Here is a 17,421-nt window from a genome sequence, read left to right as displayed (position 1 = left end):
AAAAAGGAGTGCACAACTTCCCACCGGAACGTGCGCTCCTTTTTTTTTTGCGTGAGCAATCATGCATATTGATAACTCCCAATCATTACCCCATATGGCGATCATTCGCCAGAGCCTGGCGGCCCGGCCTCTGAAATGCATAGGGCCGGAAGTCCGCCTTCAGCTCGACAAGGTATTGAATTCCAAGGCTATCAACCCTGGTGAAACCGTTGCGTTGGCCGTGGGAAGCCGAAAGATTCATGCCATTGGAGAGGTTGCCGGCTCTTGCGCCGCCTGGCTGCAGGATAAGGGGCTAAAGCCTTTTCTGGTTCCGGCCATGGGCAGCCATGGGGGCGCAACGCCCCAGGGGCAGGAGCAGGTCCTGGAAAGCCTTGGGATTGTGCAGGCCTGTCAAGGCGTTCCGGTTCAGGCGTCCATGGAAACCAAGGCCATTGCCGCCTTGAGCTGCGGGGCGCCCGTGCATTTTTCCTCCGAGGCTCTGCGCGCCGACCACTTGATCGTCATCAATCGGGTTAAGTCCCATACTAAATTCAAGGCGCCCATCCAGAGCGGTCTGTGCAAAATGCTTTGCGTGGGCCTTGGCAAGCATTCAGGGGCGGCGGCCATGCACCGGGCCGGGGTGCGGTTCGGCTTTTCCATCATTGAGGAGGCGGCCGGGATGATCCTCAAAAAGGCTCCGCTGCTGGCCGGTCTGGCTTTGGTGGAGGACGGGCTGGGGCGATTATCCCAAATCAGGGCCTTGGCCGCCGAAAATCTTATTGATGAGGAGAAAAAGCTGCTTTTAAAAGCCCAGGTCATGGCGCCCGGCATTCCCTTTGACGAACTGGATCTGTTGATTGTAGACTGGATCGGCAAGGACATTTCGGGGATCGGCATGGATTCCAACGTCACGGGCCGGCACCGAGACCTTTCCGGAGACTTTTTCCTTCCCCCGAATCCCAAAAGGATTTTTGTGAGGGATCTCTCCCCCGGATCGGGCGGAAACGCCAATGGAATCGGGCTGGCGGACTTTACCACAACCCGGCTGGTCCGGGCCATGGATTTGAAGAAAACCTTTGTAAACTCCATAACCGCCATTTCACCGGAAAAGGCGGCGATACCGCTTCATTTTGAGTCTGACCGGGAGACCCTGCAGGCCTGCCTGGCGACGACGGGGCTGGAGGATTGGTCTAAAGCCCGGGTCGTCCGCATAAAAAGCACGGCGGATTTGGAGATCATACAGGCCTCCACGGCCCTAAGGCGGGAAGCAAAGGCAAATCCCCGTCTGGAGTTCGAATCTGATTTTGGTCCTATGGACTTTGACAGCCATGGAAATTTGGGAGGATTCAATGAAAAAAAATGACGCCGTTTTTTTTATGGAAGTGGAGACCAGTCACGGCATGGCGGGATTCGTTTATCAAAATGCGCCTTTCGCCCTGCTCAAGACCTATCTGCCCAAGCTCAAAAAGGCCCAACTGCCCAAAGAAGTGCAGGCGATGAAGGTTGAGCCGTCTCCGGCGCAGAAAGCCCGGGAGCTTGCCCAAAAAATCAAGGATTACTTTGAGGGATCGCCTTTGGATCCGCACCTGGATTTATTGGATTTTGAGGGACTTACCGAGCTTCAAATCAAGGTATTACGCACGGTGGCGGCCATTCCCTACGGCCAGGTGTGCTCCTATGGAGAAGTCGCCAGACGGGCAGGATGCCCAAGGGCCGCCCGTTTTGTGGGGTCCGTTATGGCTGGCAACCCATTCCCTATGTTCGTTCCCTGCCATCGCGTGGTGCGGTCGGACGGCAAGTTGGGAGGCTTCGGAGGAGGCTTGCCCCTTAAAGAGACGATGCTTGCGGTGGAGTCCGGGAAACATCTTGCCGGAAAACAAGGGGTATGATAAAAACATATATGTTTTTTTAGTTAGTTACAACTTTTAAGAGGTTTGGTTTGAAACAATACGTTATAGATCAGCTGCGGCCCAATGATTATGAAGCATTGAAATCATTTATGGATGAAAATCATGGGCCCGCCCAAATGGGCGGCATCTATTGGATTCCCGTCAGTGAAGAGCTTCTGACGCCCATCCAAAAAGAGCACACGGACTGCCAGCCCTATTGCTTCGCCCTGGAGCTGGATTACACCACCCTTAGCGCGGAGTTTCTGGTTCGCACCCTGGGCCAGGTCAAATGCACCTGCATGGGTTACGCGGATAAGCGGCAAAGGGAATGGATGATGGATTTCGTGGACGCCACGCTGGAGCGTTTGGGAATCTCCATCTGACTTTAGGAATAATGAACCCCATAAGAAAGCGAACAACGTCATGACGCCCCAGGATACTCCTGAACACTCCACCCCCCTGCAAATCATCCCTTTGGGCGGCCTGGGGGAAATCGGGCTGAACATGACAGTCTTTGAGTATGACGGCGTCATCCTTGTGGTGGACTCCGGCCTCATGTTTCCCGAGGACTATATGCTGGGCGTGGACATTGTCATCCCGGACTATGAGTACCTGAGGGAAAACAAGGAACGGGTGGCCGGCATTGTCCTGACGCACTGCCACGAAGACCATATTGGCGCCCTGCCCTTTTTGCTTAAAGACGTCCCCGCCCCGGTTTACGCCACGCCTTTCACCATAGCGCTGGTCAGCCACAAGCTGGAGGAGAAGGATCTTCTTTCCCGGGTGGATTTGCACGAGATCAAGCCGCGGGAGAGCTTCTCCATCGGGCCGTTTCATATTGAATTCGTCAGGGCCTCCCACAGCGTGGTGGACGGCGTCAGCCTGGCCATCAGAACGCCTGCGGGATTGATCGTCCACACCGGGGATTTTAAGATCACCCACGGCCAATTGGACGATGAAGCCACGGACGTGAGCCGTCTGGCCCAATTGGGCGAAGAAGGGGTTTTGGCCCTTTTGTCCGATTCCACCAATGCGGAAAAGGAAGGATACACCCTTTCGGAAAGCGAAATCGGCGCCACCCTGGAAAAAGCGGTGAGGGACAGCTCGGGCCGGGTTATCGTGGCCCTGTTCGCCTCCAACGTGCCCCGGCTGGCTCAGATTGTGAACATCGCCGCAAAAACCGGCAAGAAGATCGTCTTCAACGGCCGCAGCATCGAAGTGAGCATGCGCATCGCCCAGGAATTGGGGTATATCAACGTTCCGCCGGGCATGCAGATTGACGTTTCCGAAGTCAAGGATTACGAAGATAACGAGGTTTTGCTCGTCACCACCGGCAGCCAGGGGGAGCCCATGAGCGCCCTGGCCAGGGTTGCGGCCGGCGCCCACAAGCAGATTAAAATTAAGGACGGCGACACGGTCATCCTGTCCTCCAAGTTCATCCCGGGCAACGAAAAGGCCATCACCGGCATTATCAACAATCTATACCGCCGGGGCGCGGAGGTCATTTACGAAAAAATTTCGGCCATCCATGTTTCGGGCCACGCCTTCCGGGAAGAACTCAAGCTCATGATGCACCTGACCCGGCCAAGATATTTCATGCCCGTCCACGGGGAATATCGGCACCTGTTGCACCACGCCCGGCTGGCGGAAAAAGTGGGCATCCCAAAAAATCGGATTTTGCTGGCTCAAAACGGAAACGTGGTCAACTTTTTGGACGAAGTGGGCTGGATCGGCGAATCCGTGGATACGGGCCGCACCTTTGTGGACGGCAAAGGCATCGGCGACGTGGGCCGCAAGGTTTTGAAAGACCGCCGGGCCTTGTCCGAACACGGCATGGTGGTGGCCACCATGGTTTTGGATTTCGACACAGGGGTTGTCATCTACGGGCCGGAGCTTCTTTCCCGCGGGTTTGTGTTTGAGGACGAAAAAGGCCATTTGCTCCAGGACGCCCAATGCGTCATCATGGACGCCGTCGAGCAGTTGGACTTGTCCGGGCCGGATAGAATCCCCCTCATAGAAGCCGCCACCCAGCAGGCTTTGCGCCGTTTTTTCAATTACGTTATTCGCCGCAGGCCCGTCATCGTGCCCCTGGTGCTGGAAGTGTAAGAAACCAACTGCGGAACCGCGCGCCTCCGGCGGTAAACTGCATAAAATGACGAACTGCATGCCTCCGGCGGCATACTTTTGAAAAAGTTTGATCAAAACTTTTTAAATGGCGCTTCGCGCAAAACCAGGGGGATGTTAATTCGCTCCCTGATGTCCCGGCTCACTTAGGAGTGCTGCTTGCTGCGCCCTGTTTGTCATGTTCGACCGCCGCAGCCTCCCCAAAAATTCCGGGACGACACAATATAAAAGGCGCAGCAATTGCGAGTAAAAGGATATCTATACATAGCGGCCGCGGCTATGCTTTGGGGCATGTTGGGGCCGTTTTCCCGCCTGGCTTTGTCGGAAGGCCTACAGCCCATGGAGATCGCCTTCTGGCGTGCGGCGCTGACGTGGGGCTTTTTCGCCGCACATGCAGCAGCAACGCGCACCGTGCGCATGTCCGTGCGGGATTTTCCCATGACTGCGCTATTCGCAATTATCGGCGTGACGGCCTTTTACGGATCCTACCAGGTGGCCATTCGCGCAGGGGGCGCCGCCATGGCCGCAGTCTTGCTTTATACGGCGCCTGCATGGGTCTGTGTGATCGCCCGGTTCACCTTCAGGGAGCGGTTCACCCGCCTCAAAATCCTGGCCTTGGCATTCACGCTTATGGGAGTCGCCTGCGTTGCGGGCGGAGGAGGAGGCGGCATCCAGGTTACCTGGTCCGGGGTGTTTTTCGGCCTGACCGCGGGGTTTTGCTATTCGCTTTATTACATCATAGGAAAATACTTTTCAGACAAGTATACCGCCCCCAACCTTTTTTTGTACATGCTGCCCATGGGCGCCATAACCCTTTTTCCCTGGGTGGAGTTTTCCCATAAAAGCCCGACTGCCTGGACGGCTTTGTTCTGCATCGCCGCCTTGTGCACCTACGCCGCTTATTTCCTGTACTATATCGGCCTGAAGCATCTGGAAGCGTCCCGGGCCGCCATCACCGCCACCATTGAGCCGGTGGTGGCTGCCGTGGTCGCTTTTTTCTGGTGGGGCGAGTCGTTCGGGGTCGCGGCCTATGTGGGCAGCTCCTTAATTTTGAGTTCTGTTTTATTGATTATCCGCGACCGGGATGCAGGGGATTGAGAGAGGTTTTTCCATTACTAAAAGAAGAGAGTGAGACGGACTGAAGCTATTGGAATCTGTTGCGCGAAGGGCCATTGAAAAGTTTTTGATCAAACTTTTTGCAAAAAGTTCGCCGCCGGAGGCTGTTTTTGCAGGAGTTCAATTTTCCAGGATTTTGGCTATGAGGGCGTCCCGCTCTTTGGGGGACAGGTAGGGCTTCATCCTCACCTCGCGGATTTTCTCCTCGCGTTCGGTCTTTCTTGCAAAAGCCTGTCGGGCCTTTAAAAGCAACTGGTCAATATCGCAGGGCTTTTCCAGGTAGTCGAAAGCGCCGTGCTTTACGGCCTCCACGGCGGAATCGATTTCCGCATGCCCAGTAAGAATGATGACCTCCACAAGGGGATGGGCCTTTTTGATTTCCTTCATGGCCTGGACGCCGTCAAGGTCCGGCATTCGCCTGTCCAGAACAACAATGTCGATGGACCGGTCCTTTTCCAGTTGCGTCAGAGCCTCCGCCCCGGAAAACGCGCAATCCACCTTAAAGCCCCGCGCCTCCAGGCGCTGGGCCAATGCCTCCACAAAGACTTTTTCGTCATCCACCAGCAGAAAATGCGCGCCGTCCATAAGCATCCTCACCCGCCTGAATTGATCGTTTCCAAGACAATATCGTTGAGTTCCGGATAGTATTGTTTTTTTTTGGCGGCCTCACGGATGCGTTCCATCCAATGAATGAACGAACCCGCATTTTTCAATGTGTGGTCGGCGTTTTTAGGGTTGCCCTTTTCCGCGGCCTCCCGGATTCCTGCAAGAGCCTGATCGTCGCCGGGAAAGTAGGTGGGGATTACGCCTATATCCTTTGGCATTGCTTCAAAAATCCTGCGGGAATGTCTTTCGCGGCCGCAGTCCTCCAAAAATTTATCCAGGCTGAAAAAGTTAAGGCTGCCTAAGGCGCCCATGGCATGCCGCACGATGTGCACCCCATATTTGCGCAGCGTGTTTCGGCTCAATTCCGAGTCCAAAAGCGCCTGGGGAGTCACCTCGCTCAAGCTGGTGCTGCCTCCGGTCTGGGCGGAAGGAAAATGGGCGATCCAGGAGTTGACCCTCGCCATGGCCGCATTGATGAATGTTTGCTGGGGGGAGCTGTACGCCAGGGCGCCGTCCGCCCCGACGACGCTGGGAATGCCGCAATGTACGCAAGATACACCCGGATTAACGGTCTGGGCGATGACCATCATGAAAATAACCTGGGCATGGACCTGGGTCAGGAAAGCCTCCGGGCTGCCCGGGGCGGAGACGCCTGCAATGCTTTGATCGATGAGCAAAAGATTGTTGCCTATGCGGGCGCTGCGCAGAAAGGGCTCCACCATGTTATCCATGGGGCCCAGGGAGGTCATCAGGCTCGTGCCGTCGAGCCATTGATCCTTGCCTTTTAAAAAAGCCGCTTCATCATCGCTCATCGTATTGGTGGTAATCATTTTGAGCCCGGGAAAATTTTTTTCCATCAATTGAGCGACCTCGAACAGGGAAATGCTCATGTCGCAAGCCGCCGGCAGGCTAAAAATCCCCACAACGTCTTGCTGCTCCCCCACCGCAGAAGCGATCTTTTTGTACTCCTCCCGATTGGCTTGGCGCAGTTCATCTTCGCCGGCCCGCTTTAAAAAGGGCGAAGTCGCGCCAATGCCGAAAGTGTTTTTCCCCGGATCTCCCGCCATCTTTCGGGGCGTCTGTTCCAGGCAATGATCGATGTACTCTTGTTTCAAGGGGATGAACAGCGCCGTTTCATTGTCGAAATTCACGGCGTCCGCCTCCATCAGAAGTTCCAAAAGGGACTGGCTGCCGGCGATGTTTACGCCGATTTCCGTCAGCACCAGCTTTGCGTTTTCATCAATGCGCCGGTAAATTGCCTTTTCGGCAATCAGGTCGTCGATGTCCTCCATCCGGCAATGAACTTTTTCCGTAACCGCGTCCTCGCCGGCGTTAAGCAGGATGTCCTCGTAAAGGGCCTTGGCCCTTTCGAATTGAGCCTCCTTTTCCAGCGTTATTCCCCTTTGAAAGGCTTCAAAAGCCTGCCTGCTCATTGAAATCTCCTATTCTTTTGAATATCGGCGCCCTGCGATCGTTGCGCGTAGCGCCTTAGAAAAGATTTTGCCCCGCTTTTCCATGAAGCGACCCGCCGGAGGCTGTTTTCTTCAGGATCTCCATTTTTCCATGGCAACGCGGCGTTTCAGCCGATGACGGATTCCCGCCCCACCCACATGGCGTGGAGGGGGATGAGGATGTCCGCATCGGTTTTGATTTTTTGCGCGCTGTCATAAGCCTGACGTACGTCAATATGCACTCCGGGCGCCACCGCCGGTCCGGCCTCGGGAAAGTTTTTCTCGTTGGCGCAAAATCCGGTGATTACGGCTTTTCCCTGTTTGGTGTTCACGCAAACGCTCTGGCCTCCCACGCTGTGGCCGGGGGAGAAAATCACGGAAATCCCGTCAAACAACTCCTGGTCGCCGCTGATGATTTCCACGTCCACGTCGTCCAGCACGTCCGGATAATACCGATGGTCGATGGGGTGCGGGTCCTGGAAAAAGTCAAACTCCGCCTGCTGCATGTAGACCTTGGCGTTTTCGCATTTGTAGTCGTTTTCGCAATGATCGTTGTGCAGGTGAGTGTGAATGATGACGTCGATGTCTTTAGGCTCCAGGCCCTGGGTCGCCAGGGCGTCCTCGAACTCCAGGATGTCCATGCCCAGCTTTTCGCCCAGGTCGTCGGCCACCACAAACTGCTCCAGCCCGGTATCCACAAGGATATTTTTGTCTCCGCCCTTGATGACAAAGACATAGATGGGCAGGTAAATGCGTTTTCCGTAATCCCGCAGATAGGTCATGACGCCCTGGTCGGTTTCGTTTACGCCCACAACCAACGGATGAATGGTGTATTCTTTCATGACGATTCCCTTTTATTTGATTAATTTTGTTTGGTTATAGGTTGATGCAATCAGTCTATCAATTTCTGCCTTGATTTTGTGGGGACGTGATGTTTATCTCATAGAACATACTTTGCAAGATTTGACGCTTTTGCTGAGATAAAGTCATGTCCCCCGAAATCCATTGCCGTGTATCCAGAATGTCGGGTCGCTGCGCCTGGACTCCCAAAATTTTGAATTCAGATACGGTAAAATGACATCCTGTCGATTCAAATTTCAATGCACAGCTTCGCGCGACCCGACCTACAACAGATTGAAATCACAGGCATCTTGTGGGTCGAGTCACGCGAAGCCGCCATGGGTCTTTTAGTATCCAAAGACGTCCGTTCTGACGGGAACGATATAGAATCCTAAAAGCCCATGCGGAGCGACCCGACAAAAACTTTTTGGGGCGCCCTTCTATGCCACGGTCCGCTGTTTATGTATGATAATGGGGATGGGCGGGTATGTTCAAGGAGAAAAAATCGGCCGGGGCGATGAGGCTTGGCGCGTTGGCCCCGGCCGGAGGGTGTTATAGTTTTTCCAGCATGCCTTTGACGACGGCTTTGGCGTCAAGGCTTGAGAACAGTTAGTCAATTATTCAAAGACGTCCCCAAGAATTACAATTATTCAAAGACGTCCCCAAGAATTACAAAGACGTCCCCAAGAATTACAAGAATTATTGGAAAAGCAGCACTTGATGGGTGGGCGCTAGCTAAGCGGCTTGAACCATATGCCGCTCATGACACCGGCATTTCGAAAGGCGCGCGAAACGCAGTCAATGGGTATGACTATGAAGTTGCCCTCGGTCACGCCCGACTGAATGCCGACAAGATACTGATTCTGCTGGTATTCGAGCCATACGGGCCCGCCGGAGTCGCCGCCGTATGGAGCGTAGTCGCTCTGAAAAAGGTGCACCAGGGGGTAGTAACCTCCTCCCGTGAATTGCACGATCCCCGCCCGGCACGTCGTATGATACCTGAGCGCGTGGAACTCGCCTTTCTGGTCGACAAAATAGAACCCCCTCAAGCCGTTTAGCTGTTGGGTCCATATCTTGGAATCAATCTTGGCCGCGGTCCACGCCGCATACCGTTGCATGTCCTCTTCTTCGACCACGGCGGTTGCGTCGATGGGGTAGCCGGGCTGGAGGGGGTCTTGGAGCCACAGGGCGCCTTTTGCCCGCGGCAGGCGCACGCCGTCCCGAGTGGTGAGGGCGTTCACGGTCGCCCCGCCAGGGAATTTGAGAAGATGGGACACCGTGAGCCAGGCCCGCCCTCCATTTGCCCAGAGAATGCGTCCGGCAAGGCAGCCGGTTGCATTTACAGCAAAGACATTGGCTGCAGAGGTAAGCTCGGAAGTGGGAAAGCTGACCACGTCGATGGGTATTTCAATGGCCGCCGCCGACTCTTCTTGGGTGGCGGCCCTGGCCCGCGTGCGTAGCGTGATGGAACTCGGCAAGGGATTGACGGGCTGGGCCAGCTTTTCCCGCACCACGGCCTTGAGTGTCAGCTCGTCCTCCATGACCTTGCCGCCCCGCTCCCGGTTGCCGAGGGTCAGCGACACCAGCTCTGGGTGATCTTCCTTCAGGCGTTTTTCGAGGCCTGGGATGAAGCGCCGCAGAATCCCGGCCTGTTCGAACACGGTCAAGTCGGTGAATGCCATGGCTCACGATCCTTTCGTGCCCGCATTTGGCAGTAGGTTTATCACGTTCTCGGGCTTCTTGGCGGCTTTGAGCCAGTTCAGAATGGGTTCCTGTTGATCGTCTGGCGTGCCTTCCAGCAACGCGATGGTCTGTTGAAGCACGCGGGGCAAGAGGTTTTTCGGGTTTTGCAAGGAGGGATCGTGAAGCCATGTCACCCGCACCTCGGAATCCGCAGTGATCGTCTTGGGGTCGGTGGGTAGGAAAGTCAGCTTGTACTCCACCTTTCCGCCGGCGTCTTTGAGTTCCAGCGTTTTCTTGTCGAAAATCAGATTGATCGCGATCTGCCTTGATTTCTCCGCTTCCACGTCAGCGCCTTCCGGCTTCGGATTTTGCCCGGGCGCGCCTAAGTCTTCCTTGATCAGGCTAAACTCCGTGCGGATCTTGAAGGCAAAGCGGGTATACGGATACTCCGGCCTTCTGAGATAGGGGTCCTCCTCATGAAAAATCGACCTCGCCCTGGCATCCGCGAATTCACGCTCCTTCACGAGGGGGGTCAGGTTGGGCGTCGCATAGGCCACATATCGATATTTCAGGAGCATGGTGTCCCCGATCTTATAATCCGACGCCAGAGTGTCCATCTGGCCGCTCGTAAGGGTCGCCAGGCCCGTCTGCATCTCCGCAACCTTTTTGGCGACTTTGATGGTCGTGTCCACCAAGTCCTTCACCACGTATCCTATCTCGCGGTTGTCCGCCGTGGTCTGGAATGTATTGAAGGTGTTGCCTGGTCCATAGGCCAGACTGACGTCAGCCGTGCCCAGCGGGGCAGAGGCGTTCAAGACGCGGGGGTTGTCCACGTCCGGCAGATAGACGATGTCGAACAAGTCGCCCAAGGGTTCGATCTCCTTCACGGCCGGATTGTATCCGGCCGTGGCCGTCGCCTTGCTCAACGTCTGGCGGTCCTCCGAGGAATTTTCCGTGCTGGCGGTGGCGCCGCCCTCGTCATCCTTCTTTTCGCCGGACGTCAGGTCCCCGGTCTTGTTCCTGGTGAGAATGGCTCCAAGAGGCAGGGCTTGGAGTCTTTCATCCCATGGACTGCGGAACAGAATGCCGTCCTTGGTTCTTTTCGCCTGGATGTATCCTTCTCCTCCTTCGAGGGGAAACTCTTTTTTCACGTGCAGATACGGACGGCGTGGATAATAAAGGTATCCGTCCTTCAAGTTGTCACCACGGCCGTCATTAGGGGCGGCGTCCTGGACGGTGACGGAGGCGCAGCTGGCCACCATCAGTGCGAAGGCTAACATAAGAATGGCCCTGAGCGGATTCATGGGTCTGCTCCTTGTGCTGTGATTTATTAGAATCGAGGGAGAAATGACAGATAAATAACTCTTATATCATAGAGTAAAATATAACAACTAAAATCTATACTATGTGACAAATAAGCGTAAACACGGATGTCCCTTAAAAAGACCGCTGAATCATTTCCTTGTTTCCCAGGCGTTAGTCCTTCCAAAACGCCTTAAACCGCCCTGGCGCGATCTGCGTGTACCTAACAGTGTGCGATCTGAATCGCTTCAAATTTCATGGCGCAGGTCCGCGTGACCCGACAAAAACTTTTTGGGGCGCCCTTCTATGCCACGGTCCGCTGTTTATGTATGATAATGGGGATGGGCGGGTATGTTCAAGGAGAAAAAATCGGCCGGGGCGATGAGGCTTGGCGCGTTGGCCCCGGCCGGAGGGTGTTATAGTTTTTCCAGCATGCCTTTGACGACGGCTTTGGCGTCAAGGCTTGAGAACAGTTAGTCAATTATTCAAAGACGTCCCCAAGAATTAATTATTCAAAGACGTCCCCAAGAATTACGTCCCCAAGAATTATTATTCAAAGACGTCCCCAAGAATTACAAAAAGTTAGTGAGTTAGCAGGGACGTCCCCAAGAATATGCAGGGACGTCCCCAAGAATAAAGAATAAAACGATAAGATGTCTCCAAAAACAATAACAGCTTAGTCCCCCCTGTAATCTCCTAATAGTAATTCATTCATGTCTCCATTCGACTTAAAACTCATAATAAGAAGATATGGAGCGAGAAACATGATGCCCCCGAAAAAGCCCATAATGCCCAATATGATACCCACCATAGAGAACCTGTGTCGCCATGCGAGCCATAACCCGGAAAGCGTAAGGAAACACATAAAGTCAAAATTGAACTGTCCAGCCCAGGTCATGGCCGCAATGTCTCCAAAGAAGACAGGGAAAAGATTCCATCCATGGTTTTGAATCACAAGTCCCGTAAAGAGCAGGATTGCGATTGTAAAAATGCCCAATAAAATACGAAACACCGTCATTGTCTTTCTCCTTTCAAAATAAGGTTGCCCTGAGTTCTTGTGAATGGTAACCCCTAAAGGTAATGATGTCCATTACCTGGGAGGTAAAATTTATGCTGAATTTTGTGGGCGCCCATAAAAAGACGGAATCCGTGGGGGACATGCTTCGGCTTTGGAGAAAGCACAATAAGGTCAGCCAAATGGATTTGGCCTTGGATGCCGGTATTTCTTCAAAGCATTTGAGTTTCGTGGAAACGGGCCGATCGAAACCCAGCCGGGAATTGATTCTTAAAATTGCCGGCTGCCTCAAATTGCCCTTACGACAAAGAAACGCGCTCTTAATGGCCGCCGGCTTTGCTTCCCAGTTCAAAGAAGAGCCCTTTGAAGGGGAAAAGATGTCCATGGTTAGGAGCGCTCTGGAGAGGATCTTGCAAAAGCACGAACCTTACCCAGCCATCGTGATCAATGCAGCTTACAAGATTTTGATGAAAAACTCAGGCTATCAGCAGGTCGTGAAAACCCTGGTAGGAGAAAACGTCTTCAAAAAGTATGACAATGTTTACCGGATGGTTTTTGCAGAGGACGGCTTGAAAAACTACATCATACACTGGCCTATGGTTGAACAGTTCATGATGGATCGCCTGCTGGGAGAGGCGGTTTCGACCCAAAACGAAGAATTGATTGATCTCTACAAAGACATGTCCAAACTTAATATACATGATTCTATAGTGGATGCAGATATTGACGCCGATATGCCAATCATGATTCTGACATTTGAGAAGGACTCTGTTAGGGCGAGTTTTTTCACTACCATAACAACCCTTGGCACACCGCTCGATCTAACCACTCAGGAATTACGAGTGGAGCTGCTCTTTCCTGCCGATGAGGCTACCAAACAATTATTTTGCGCTGCGATTTAGTTTTTCGGAGTTGCCAGTTTTTGTGTTTTTGAACAAGGGCTCCTGAATCCGAGGGGCAATTTAGCGCAGGCATGTTTGATTGTCGTGGAATGGTCTTCCGGGAGCACTTTAAGAAAGGTCCTTGACTTTATAGATAAGTCTCAGCAAGTTTTTGGGGACGTACTTTTACGCCTTGGGCCGCTGTTTTTGTATGATAATTTGGATGGGCGGGAATGTTCAAGGAGAAAAAACGGCCGGGGCGTTGAGGCTTGGCGCGTTGGCCCCGGCCGGAGGGTTTTATAGTTTGTCCAGCATGCCTTTGACGACGGCTTTGGCGTCATCGGCCTTTTCAAAAGGCGGCTTGCCGTCCAGGTCCGCCTCGATCAAGGCGTCGTCGTAGGGGATGAATCCCAGGAAATCAAAGTCCGGCAAGTTCTTTTGCAGGAATTCCTTGTCCTTTTCCCCGCGGATTTTATTGCCCACCACGGCAATGCGGGAGAGCTTGATTTCCGAAGCAAGCTGGCGGATATGCCTGGCCGTCTCGATGCTGCGCCTTCCCGGCTCCACAACAACGATCAATTTATCCACCGCCATGGCCGTGGCCCGGCCAAGATGCTCGATGCCGGCTTCCATGTCCAGGATAACCACTTCATCCCTGGCCAGGATCACATGGTTGATCAGGGCTTTCAGCATGGTGCTTTCCGGACAGATGCAGCCGCCGCCCCCTTTTTTCACGCCGCCCAGGCGCATGAGCTTGATGTTGTTCAGCTTGGCGGAGAGGGCTTCGGGCAAGTCGTCCACCCTGGGGTTGAGCTTAAAAAAGCCGCCCACGGAGCCGGGTTTCGCCTCGGTTCTTTCGTAAATCAGCTCTTTCATATCTGAGATGGGGACGATGTCTTCCGCGCCGGGTACGCCCACGGCGGAGGCCAGGTTGGCGTCCGGGTCCGCATCGATGGCCAGGACTTTTTTCCCTTGTTCGTCAAGGGTTCTTATGAGGAGCGCGGAGAAGGTTGTTTTTCCCACGCCGCCTTTACCGCTAACAGCTATTTTCATGGCATGTCCTTTCTTGGCATCCAGTTGGAATTCACAAATATTGCTACGGATTAATATAGGACCCATTTCACGGAATGGCAAACTGAAAAAAAGAAAACCAGGGGAGGCGGCAAGGCCCTTCAATCGCTTAGACATATTGCCGCTGCGGGTAATTGTGTGCTATGGATATACCCTGTCATGAAAGAAAAAGCCGGTAAAAATTGGCAAACGCTCCTCGCCGCGCTGGCGCTCTGCCTGGGATTGCTTCCAAGCGCATGGGCGGGCTCCTTGGTTTATACATCCAAGGTGGAGCGCATGCCTGATTTGGGCCAACACAACGGCATGGGGTTTCTGCCTTATGATGGGCGGGGCTATTGCGCGGCTGCAGCGGTTTCCAACGGGATCATGTGGTTTTTCCTGAACGGTTACCCGGCCATAGCGGAAGACCACGGGCAGGAGGATATCACCCACGCCCGCCTGGCCGCCCTTTTGGGGAGCGACCGGTATATGAAAGTCGACCCCCGTAAAGGCGCCAGCCCGACCTACGTGATGATTGGCCTGCAAAAATATTTGGAAGACCGCGGCTTCGACTGGGCGGCCATCCAATACCAGGGTTGGCGCAAGCACCCCAAGGCCTTTCATACGGGCGTTATCCAGCCGGACCTTGACTGGATCAAGAAAGGCCTGGCGGGCCCCGGCGCGGTCTGGCTGAACGTCGGCTGGTACAATTTCGACCGGACAACCTCCTCTTACGTCCGGGTGGGAGGCCATTGGGTCACCCTGGCTGGATACGGGGAGGACCGGGATGGGACGCCCAATGCTGAGGTTCTCATTATTCTTGACCCGGCTTTACGGAGGACGGTTCGCGGGCCTGTCCCCATTTACGTGAAGGCAAAAAAAATTGAAGCCTTGCCTTCAGGGATTAAGCCGGCCATATCCATAGGCCGCAGCCTGGGTTATATTGACAAAATGACGGGCGCCGGCGATGAAACCATCGGGGATGAGGACGCGTCTTCCATGACAGCGGTCGGCTTTTACAAGCTGATCGGGGAGTTGAAGACAGCCAATCGCGCGGACTTCGCCCTGATAGACGGGGCGGTTGTTCTCAGGCTTGACCAAGGAAGGCGCAGGCTTCGGAGATAGCTTTTGCGGCGCCGGCCTGTATTCATTTTATTGGAGTCATTTATGTATATTTTTCGTCGCTCAGGGACAGCGCTATTGTCCATCCTGGGATTAGTTTTTATGTTAGCAGGTTCAGCGCAGGCGCAGGACAATTACCGCACCTCGTTTTTCAACCAAAAATGGCTGGACACCGTGGTTTCCATCGAGTTGGACAAGCCGGACAAGGACCCCATGGCCGCTGGAACGGGTTTTTTGGTGATCACCGAAAACAAGCATATTTTATTAATCACAGCCAAACACGTTGTGTTGAATGAAGAGCGTGAAATCAGGTCGCACATGGCTTATCGGTTTAACATCCAGGGCGGGGACAGCACCCTGATCAGCGATGCAGTCATGGAAGAGAGAGGGTTGGGAAAGTGGTTTGTCTCCGGCCCGGACGACCTGGCTTGCCGGTTTGTCGTGGTAAAGGATACTTTTGAGGCCACCGCCATTCCGCAGAGCCTTTTTTTAAATCAGGAGGACGTGCAGGCGGGGGCCTCCATCATGATTTTGGGATATCCTTTGGGGCTTCGGTCGTTTGGAAATTCCAAAGCCATAGCCAGGTCCGGCATTGTGGCAAGGTCGGACGAAACAGGCATCATCGCCGACGCCTTTGTTTTTCCCGGCAACAGCGGAGGGCCCGTCCTATACACGCCGCCGATCAAAGTGGGAGGCCCGTTGACCACGCCGCTTCTTAACGAGGAACGGCTGGTCGGGCTGGTATACGGCCTGATACCCTATTTGGAGCCGGCCATCAGCGAAATGACCAAAAGGCGGCGGGTAATCTTTGAAGAGAATTCCGGACTGGCCAGGGTCGCCTCTGCGGACGCCATCCTGAAATTGATCACCAGAGAGGATGTGACTCAATTTGAAGAAACGATTCCGGACAATCTCACCTTGGAAGGGCTTTAACGGCAGGAGGAGTGCATGGCGGATGTTTTTTTAAGCACTAAGCAGGTTGCTGAGTTCCTGGATGTAAACGAAAAAATGGTTTACACGCTGATTTCGGAAAAGGGATTGCCAGCCACCAAAATCACGGGCAAATGGAAGTTTCCCCAACGACTCGTGGAAAAATGGCTGGAGAAGCACATCATTAATAATCCTTCTCCCAGAGGGGACGTGACAGCCTCCGGCCTGCTGGTCTTTGCAGGAAGCAACGATCTTTTACTGGAGCGGACCTTCGCCCTTTTCAACCGCTCGCACAAGGATTATCTGGCGGTATTCGCCAACGTGGGAAGCATGGGCGGCATCAATGCCCTGAACAAGGGCTTCTGCCATGTGGCGGCAAGCCATCTCATGCAGGAGGACGGGTCCGAGTACAATTTTCAGTTCGTTCCTGAAAAATTTGGGGGCGATCCTCCGGCCGTCATCAATTTCGCCATGCGCGAACAAGGGATTGTGGTGGCCAAAGGCAATCCTTTAAAGATACAAGGCATCAAGGACCTGGGCAAATCCGGAGTCCGGATAGTCAACCGGCCTCTTGGCACGGGGACCCGGCTGCTTTTTGACTCGGAGCTGAAAAACGCCGGAATCAAGCCGGAAAAACTAAAGGGCTACAATCATGAATGCAGGAGTCATTTGGAGGTCGCCCTGGAGATAGCGGCGGGCAATGCTGACGCAGGTCTTGCCATCCGGCCCGCTTCCAATCTGCTTGGAATGGGCTTCATCCCATTGCGATGGGAGCGTTTTGACCTGCTTGTGGGGCGCGACCGGTTCTTCGACAAAGGGGTCCAATCATTCCTCGGCCTGCTCCAGGAGCCTGAGTTTAGAAAGATTGCTGAAAAATTAGGCGGATATAGTTTGGACATTTGCGGCAAAATCGTTTATCCTCAACCTGTCCGTAGGTCCAAAGAGTAGTTTGGCCCGACTTCGCCGCTGCGAGGTGCAATGGATTGAACCGATATGAAATCAATCAAAAAGTGAAGACCTCCCTGGTCCGCAACGCTGTGGATCTGACGCAAATCAGTTATTCCTGCTCCGGCTCCACCGTGCATTTGTGGGGGATTTTGAAAAAGGATCCCGAGGGGGACTTCACGCCGAATAACGTAGAGCTTCTTTTCCGGGAGATCTCCCGGCTTCCCCAGGTTCGCAGGCTTCAGGTGGATTTGGAGAACTGGGAGATTCAAAAGTCCGACGGCGGTTGGGCGGCAACCCCCTTGAAAAAAACGAAACAGGAAGAGGAGGCGCGAGCCAGGGCGAGGCGCTCGGGCGCCGGGGAGGACAAAACCCTGGTGGTGGACAGGCAGGAAGGCATCTCTGAGGTGCTCGATGATATTAAAAAACGCATAAAGGAAAAGTCATCTTAAGGTGTTGTTAAAAAGCTTCGGTTATAGGTTGGCGCT

General features: G+C 53.9%; 17 protein-coding genes. 10 read left to right on the top strand and 7 right to left on the bottom strand.

From position 1 onward, the window contains the following. Nucleotides 1–61: 61 nt before the first annotated feature. The 5 genes from BUE18_RS09890 to BUE18_RS09870 all read left to right on the top strand — a co-directional run bounded on the left by BUE18_RS09890 (nt 62) and on the right by BUE18_RS09870 (nt 5,090). Nucleotides 62–1,342: a nickel pincer cofactor-dependent isomerase, group 22 gene (locus BUE18_RS09890; protein WP_073475296.1), complete on the top strand. Its 1,281-nt coding sequence runs from the start codon at nt 62–64 to the stop codon at nt 1,340–1,342. Next, on the top strand, nt 1,329–1,868 hold the full coding sequence (locus tag BUE18_RS09885) for a methylated-DNA--[protein]-cysteine S-methyltransferase (protein ID WP_073475294.1): 540 nt from the start codon (nt 1,329–1,331) through the stop codon (nt 1,866–1,868). Before BUE18_RS09890 ends, BUE18_RS09885 begins: the two co-directional genes overlap by 14 nt. Nucleotides 1,869–1,978: 110 nt before the next feature. Continuing rightward, nucleotides 1,979–2,251 (top strand): hypothetical protein, encoded by a 273-nt coding sequence (locus BUE18_RS09880; RefSeq protein ID WP_244549303.1) that lies wholly within the window; start codon nt 1,979–1,981, stop codon nt 2,249–2,251. 40 nt (nt 2,252–2,291) lie between these two features. Then, nucleotides 2,292–3,974: a ribonuclease J gene (locus BUE18_RS09875; RefSeq protein ID WP_073475291.1), complete on the top strand. Its 1,683-nt coding sequence runs from the start codon at nt 2,292–2,294 to the stop codon at nt 3,972–3,974. A gap of 258 nt (nt 3,975–4,232) precedes the next feature. Then, the gene (locus BUE18_RS09870) at nt 4,233–5,090 is read left to right on the top strand and encodes a DMT family transporter (RefSeq protein ID WP_073475290.1); all 858 of its coding nucleotides are present in this window, start codon (nt 4,233–4,235) and stop codon (nt 5,088–5,090) included. Nucleotides 5,091–5,228: 138 nt separating this feature from the next. On the opposite strand, the gene BUE18_RS09865 is transcribed toward BUE18_RS09870, so the two are convergent. The 6 genes from BUE18_RS09865 to BUE18_RS09840 form a co-directional block, all read right to left on the bottom strand. Further along, nucleotides 5,229–5,699, bottom strand: coding sequence for a response regulator (locus BUE18_RS09865; RefSeq protein ID WP_342039441.1), 471 nt, complete (start codon nt 5,697–5,699; stop codon nt 5,229–5,231). A gap of 2 nt (nt 5,700–5,701) precedes the next feature. After that, nucleotides 5,702–7,147, bottom strand: a complete 1,446-nt coding sequence (locus BUE18_RS09860; protein ID WP_073475288.1) for a trimethylamine methyltransferase family protein — start codon at nt 7,145–7,147, stop codon at nt 5,702–5,704. Between the two features lie 146 nt (nt 7,148–7,293). Then, nucleotides 7,294–8,007: an N-acyl homoserine lactonase family protein gene (locus BUE18_RS09855; RefSeq protein ID WP_073475286.1), complete on the bottom strand. Its 714-nt coding sequence runs from the start codon at nt 8,005–8,007 to the stop codon at nt 7,294–7,296. A 729-nt stretch (nt 8,008–8,736) separates the two neighbouring features. Next, the gene (locus BUE18_RS09850) at nt 8,737–9,588 is read right to left on the bottom strand and encodes a hypothetical protein (RefSeq protein WP_139264666.1); all 852 of its coding nucleotides are present in this window, start codon (nt 9,586–9,588) and stop codon (nt 8,737–8,739) included. 102 nt (nt 9,589–9,690) lie between these two features. Next, on the bottom strand, nt 9,691–10,992 hold the full coding sequence (locus BUE18_RS09845) for a hypothetical protein (RefSeq protein ID WP_073475283.1): 1,302 nt from the start codon (nt 10,990–10,992) through the stop codon (nt 9,691–9,693). A 674-nt stretch (nt 10,993–11,666) separates the two neighbouring features. Beyond that, nucleotides 11,667–12,008 (bottom strand): hypothetical protein, encoded by a 342-nt coding sequence (locus tag BUE18_RS09840; protein ID WP_073475281.1) that lies wholly within the window; start codon nt 12,006–12,008, stop codon nt 11,667–11,669. Nucleotides 12,009–12,100: 92 nt separating this feature from the next. On the opposite strand from BUE18_RS09840, the gene BUE18_RS09835 reads away from it, so the two are divergent. Continuing rightward, nucleotides 12,101–12,907 carry a helix-turn-helix domain-containing protein gene (locus BUE18_RS09835; RefSeq protein WP_073475279.1) on the top strand — a complete coding sequence of 269 codons (807 nt, stop codon included), beginning with the start codon at nt 12,101–12,103 and terminating at the stop codon, nt 12,905–12,907. 276 nt (nt 12,908–13,183) lie between these two features. Here the strand turns inward: BUE18_RS09835 and BUE18_RS09830 are convergent, their stop codons facing one another. Further along, nucleotides 13,184–13,939, bottom strand: a complete 756-nt coding sequence (locus tag BUE18_RS09830; RefSeq protein WP_083610910.1) for an ATP-binding protein — start codon at nt 13,937–13,939, stop codon at nt 13,184–13,186. A gap of 177 nt (nt 13,940–14,116) precedes the next feature. Here BUE18_RS09830 and BUE18_RS09825 point away from each other — a divergent pair, with 177 nt between their 5' ends. From BUE18_RS09825 to BUE18_RS09810, 4 genes are all read left to right on the top strand, one after another. Then, the gene (locus BUE18_RS09825) at nt 14,117–15,061 is read left to right on the top strand and encodes a hypothetical protein (RefSeq protein WP_073475278.1); all 945 of its coding nucleotides are present in this window, start codon (nt 14,117–14,119) and stop codon (nt 15,059–15,061) included. A 99-nt stretch (nt 15,062–15,160) separates the two neighbouring features. Beyond that, entirely contained in the window at nt 15,161–15,991 is an 831-nt protein-coding gene (locus tag BUE18_RS09820) for a trypsin-like serine peptidase (RefSeq protein ID WP_170868319.1), read from the top strand. Nucleotides 15,992–16,006: 15 nt separating this feature from the next. Beyond that, on the top strand, nt 16,007–16,936 hold the full coding sequence (locus tag BUE18_RS09815; RefSeq protein ID WP_073475274.1) for a helix-turn-helix transcriptional regulator: 930 nt from the start codon (nt 16,007–16,009) through the stop codon (nt 16,934–16,936). A gap of 35 nt (nt 16,937–16,971) precedes the next feature. Next, nucleotides 16,972–17,385 (top strand): hypothetical protein, encoded by a 414-nt coding sequence (locus BUE18_RS09810; protein ID WP_073475272.1) that lies wholly within the window; start codon nt 16,972–16,974, stop codon nt 17,383–17,385. The last annotated feature ends 36 nt before the right edge of the window (nt 17,386–17,421 follow it).

Source organism: Desulfatibacillum alkenivorans DSM 16219 (assembly GCF_900142135.1).
GTDB lineage: Bacteria > Desulfobacterota > Desulfobacteria > Desulfobacterales > Desulfatibacillaceae > Desulfatibacillum > Desulfatibacillum alkenivorans.
The sequence above is the reverse complement of the archived record's forward strand: the minus strand, read 5'-3'. Positions and strand labels throughout refer to the sequence as shown.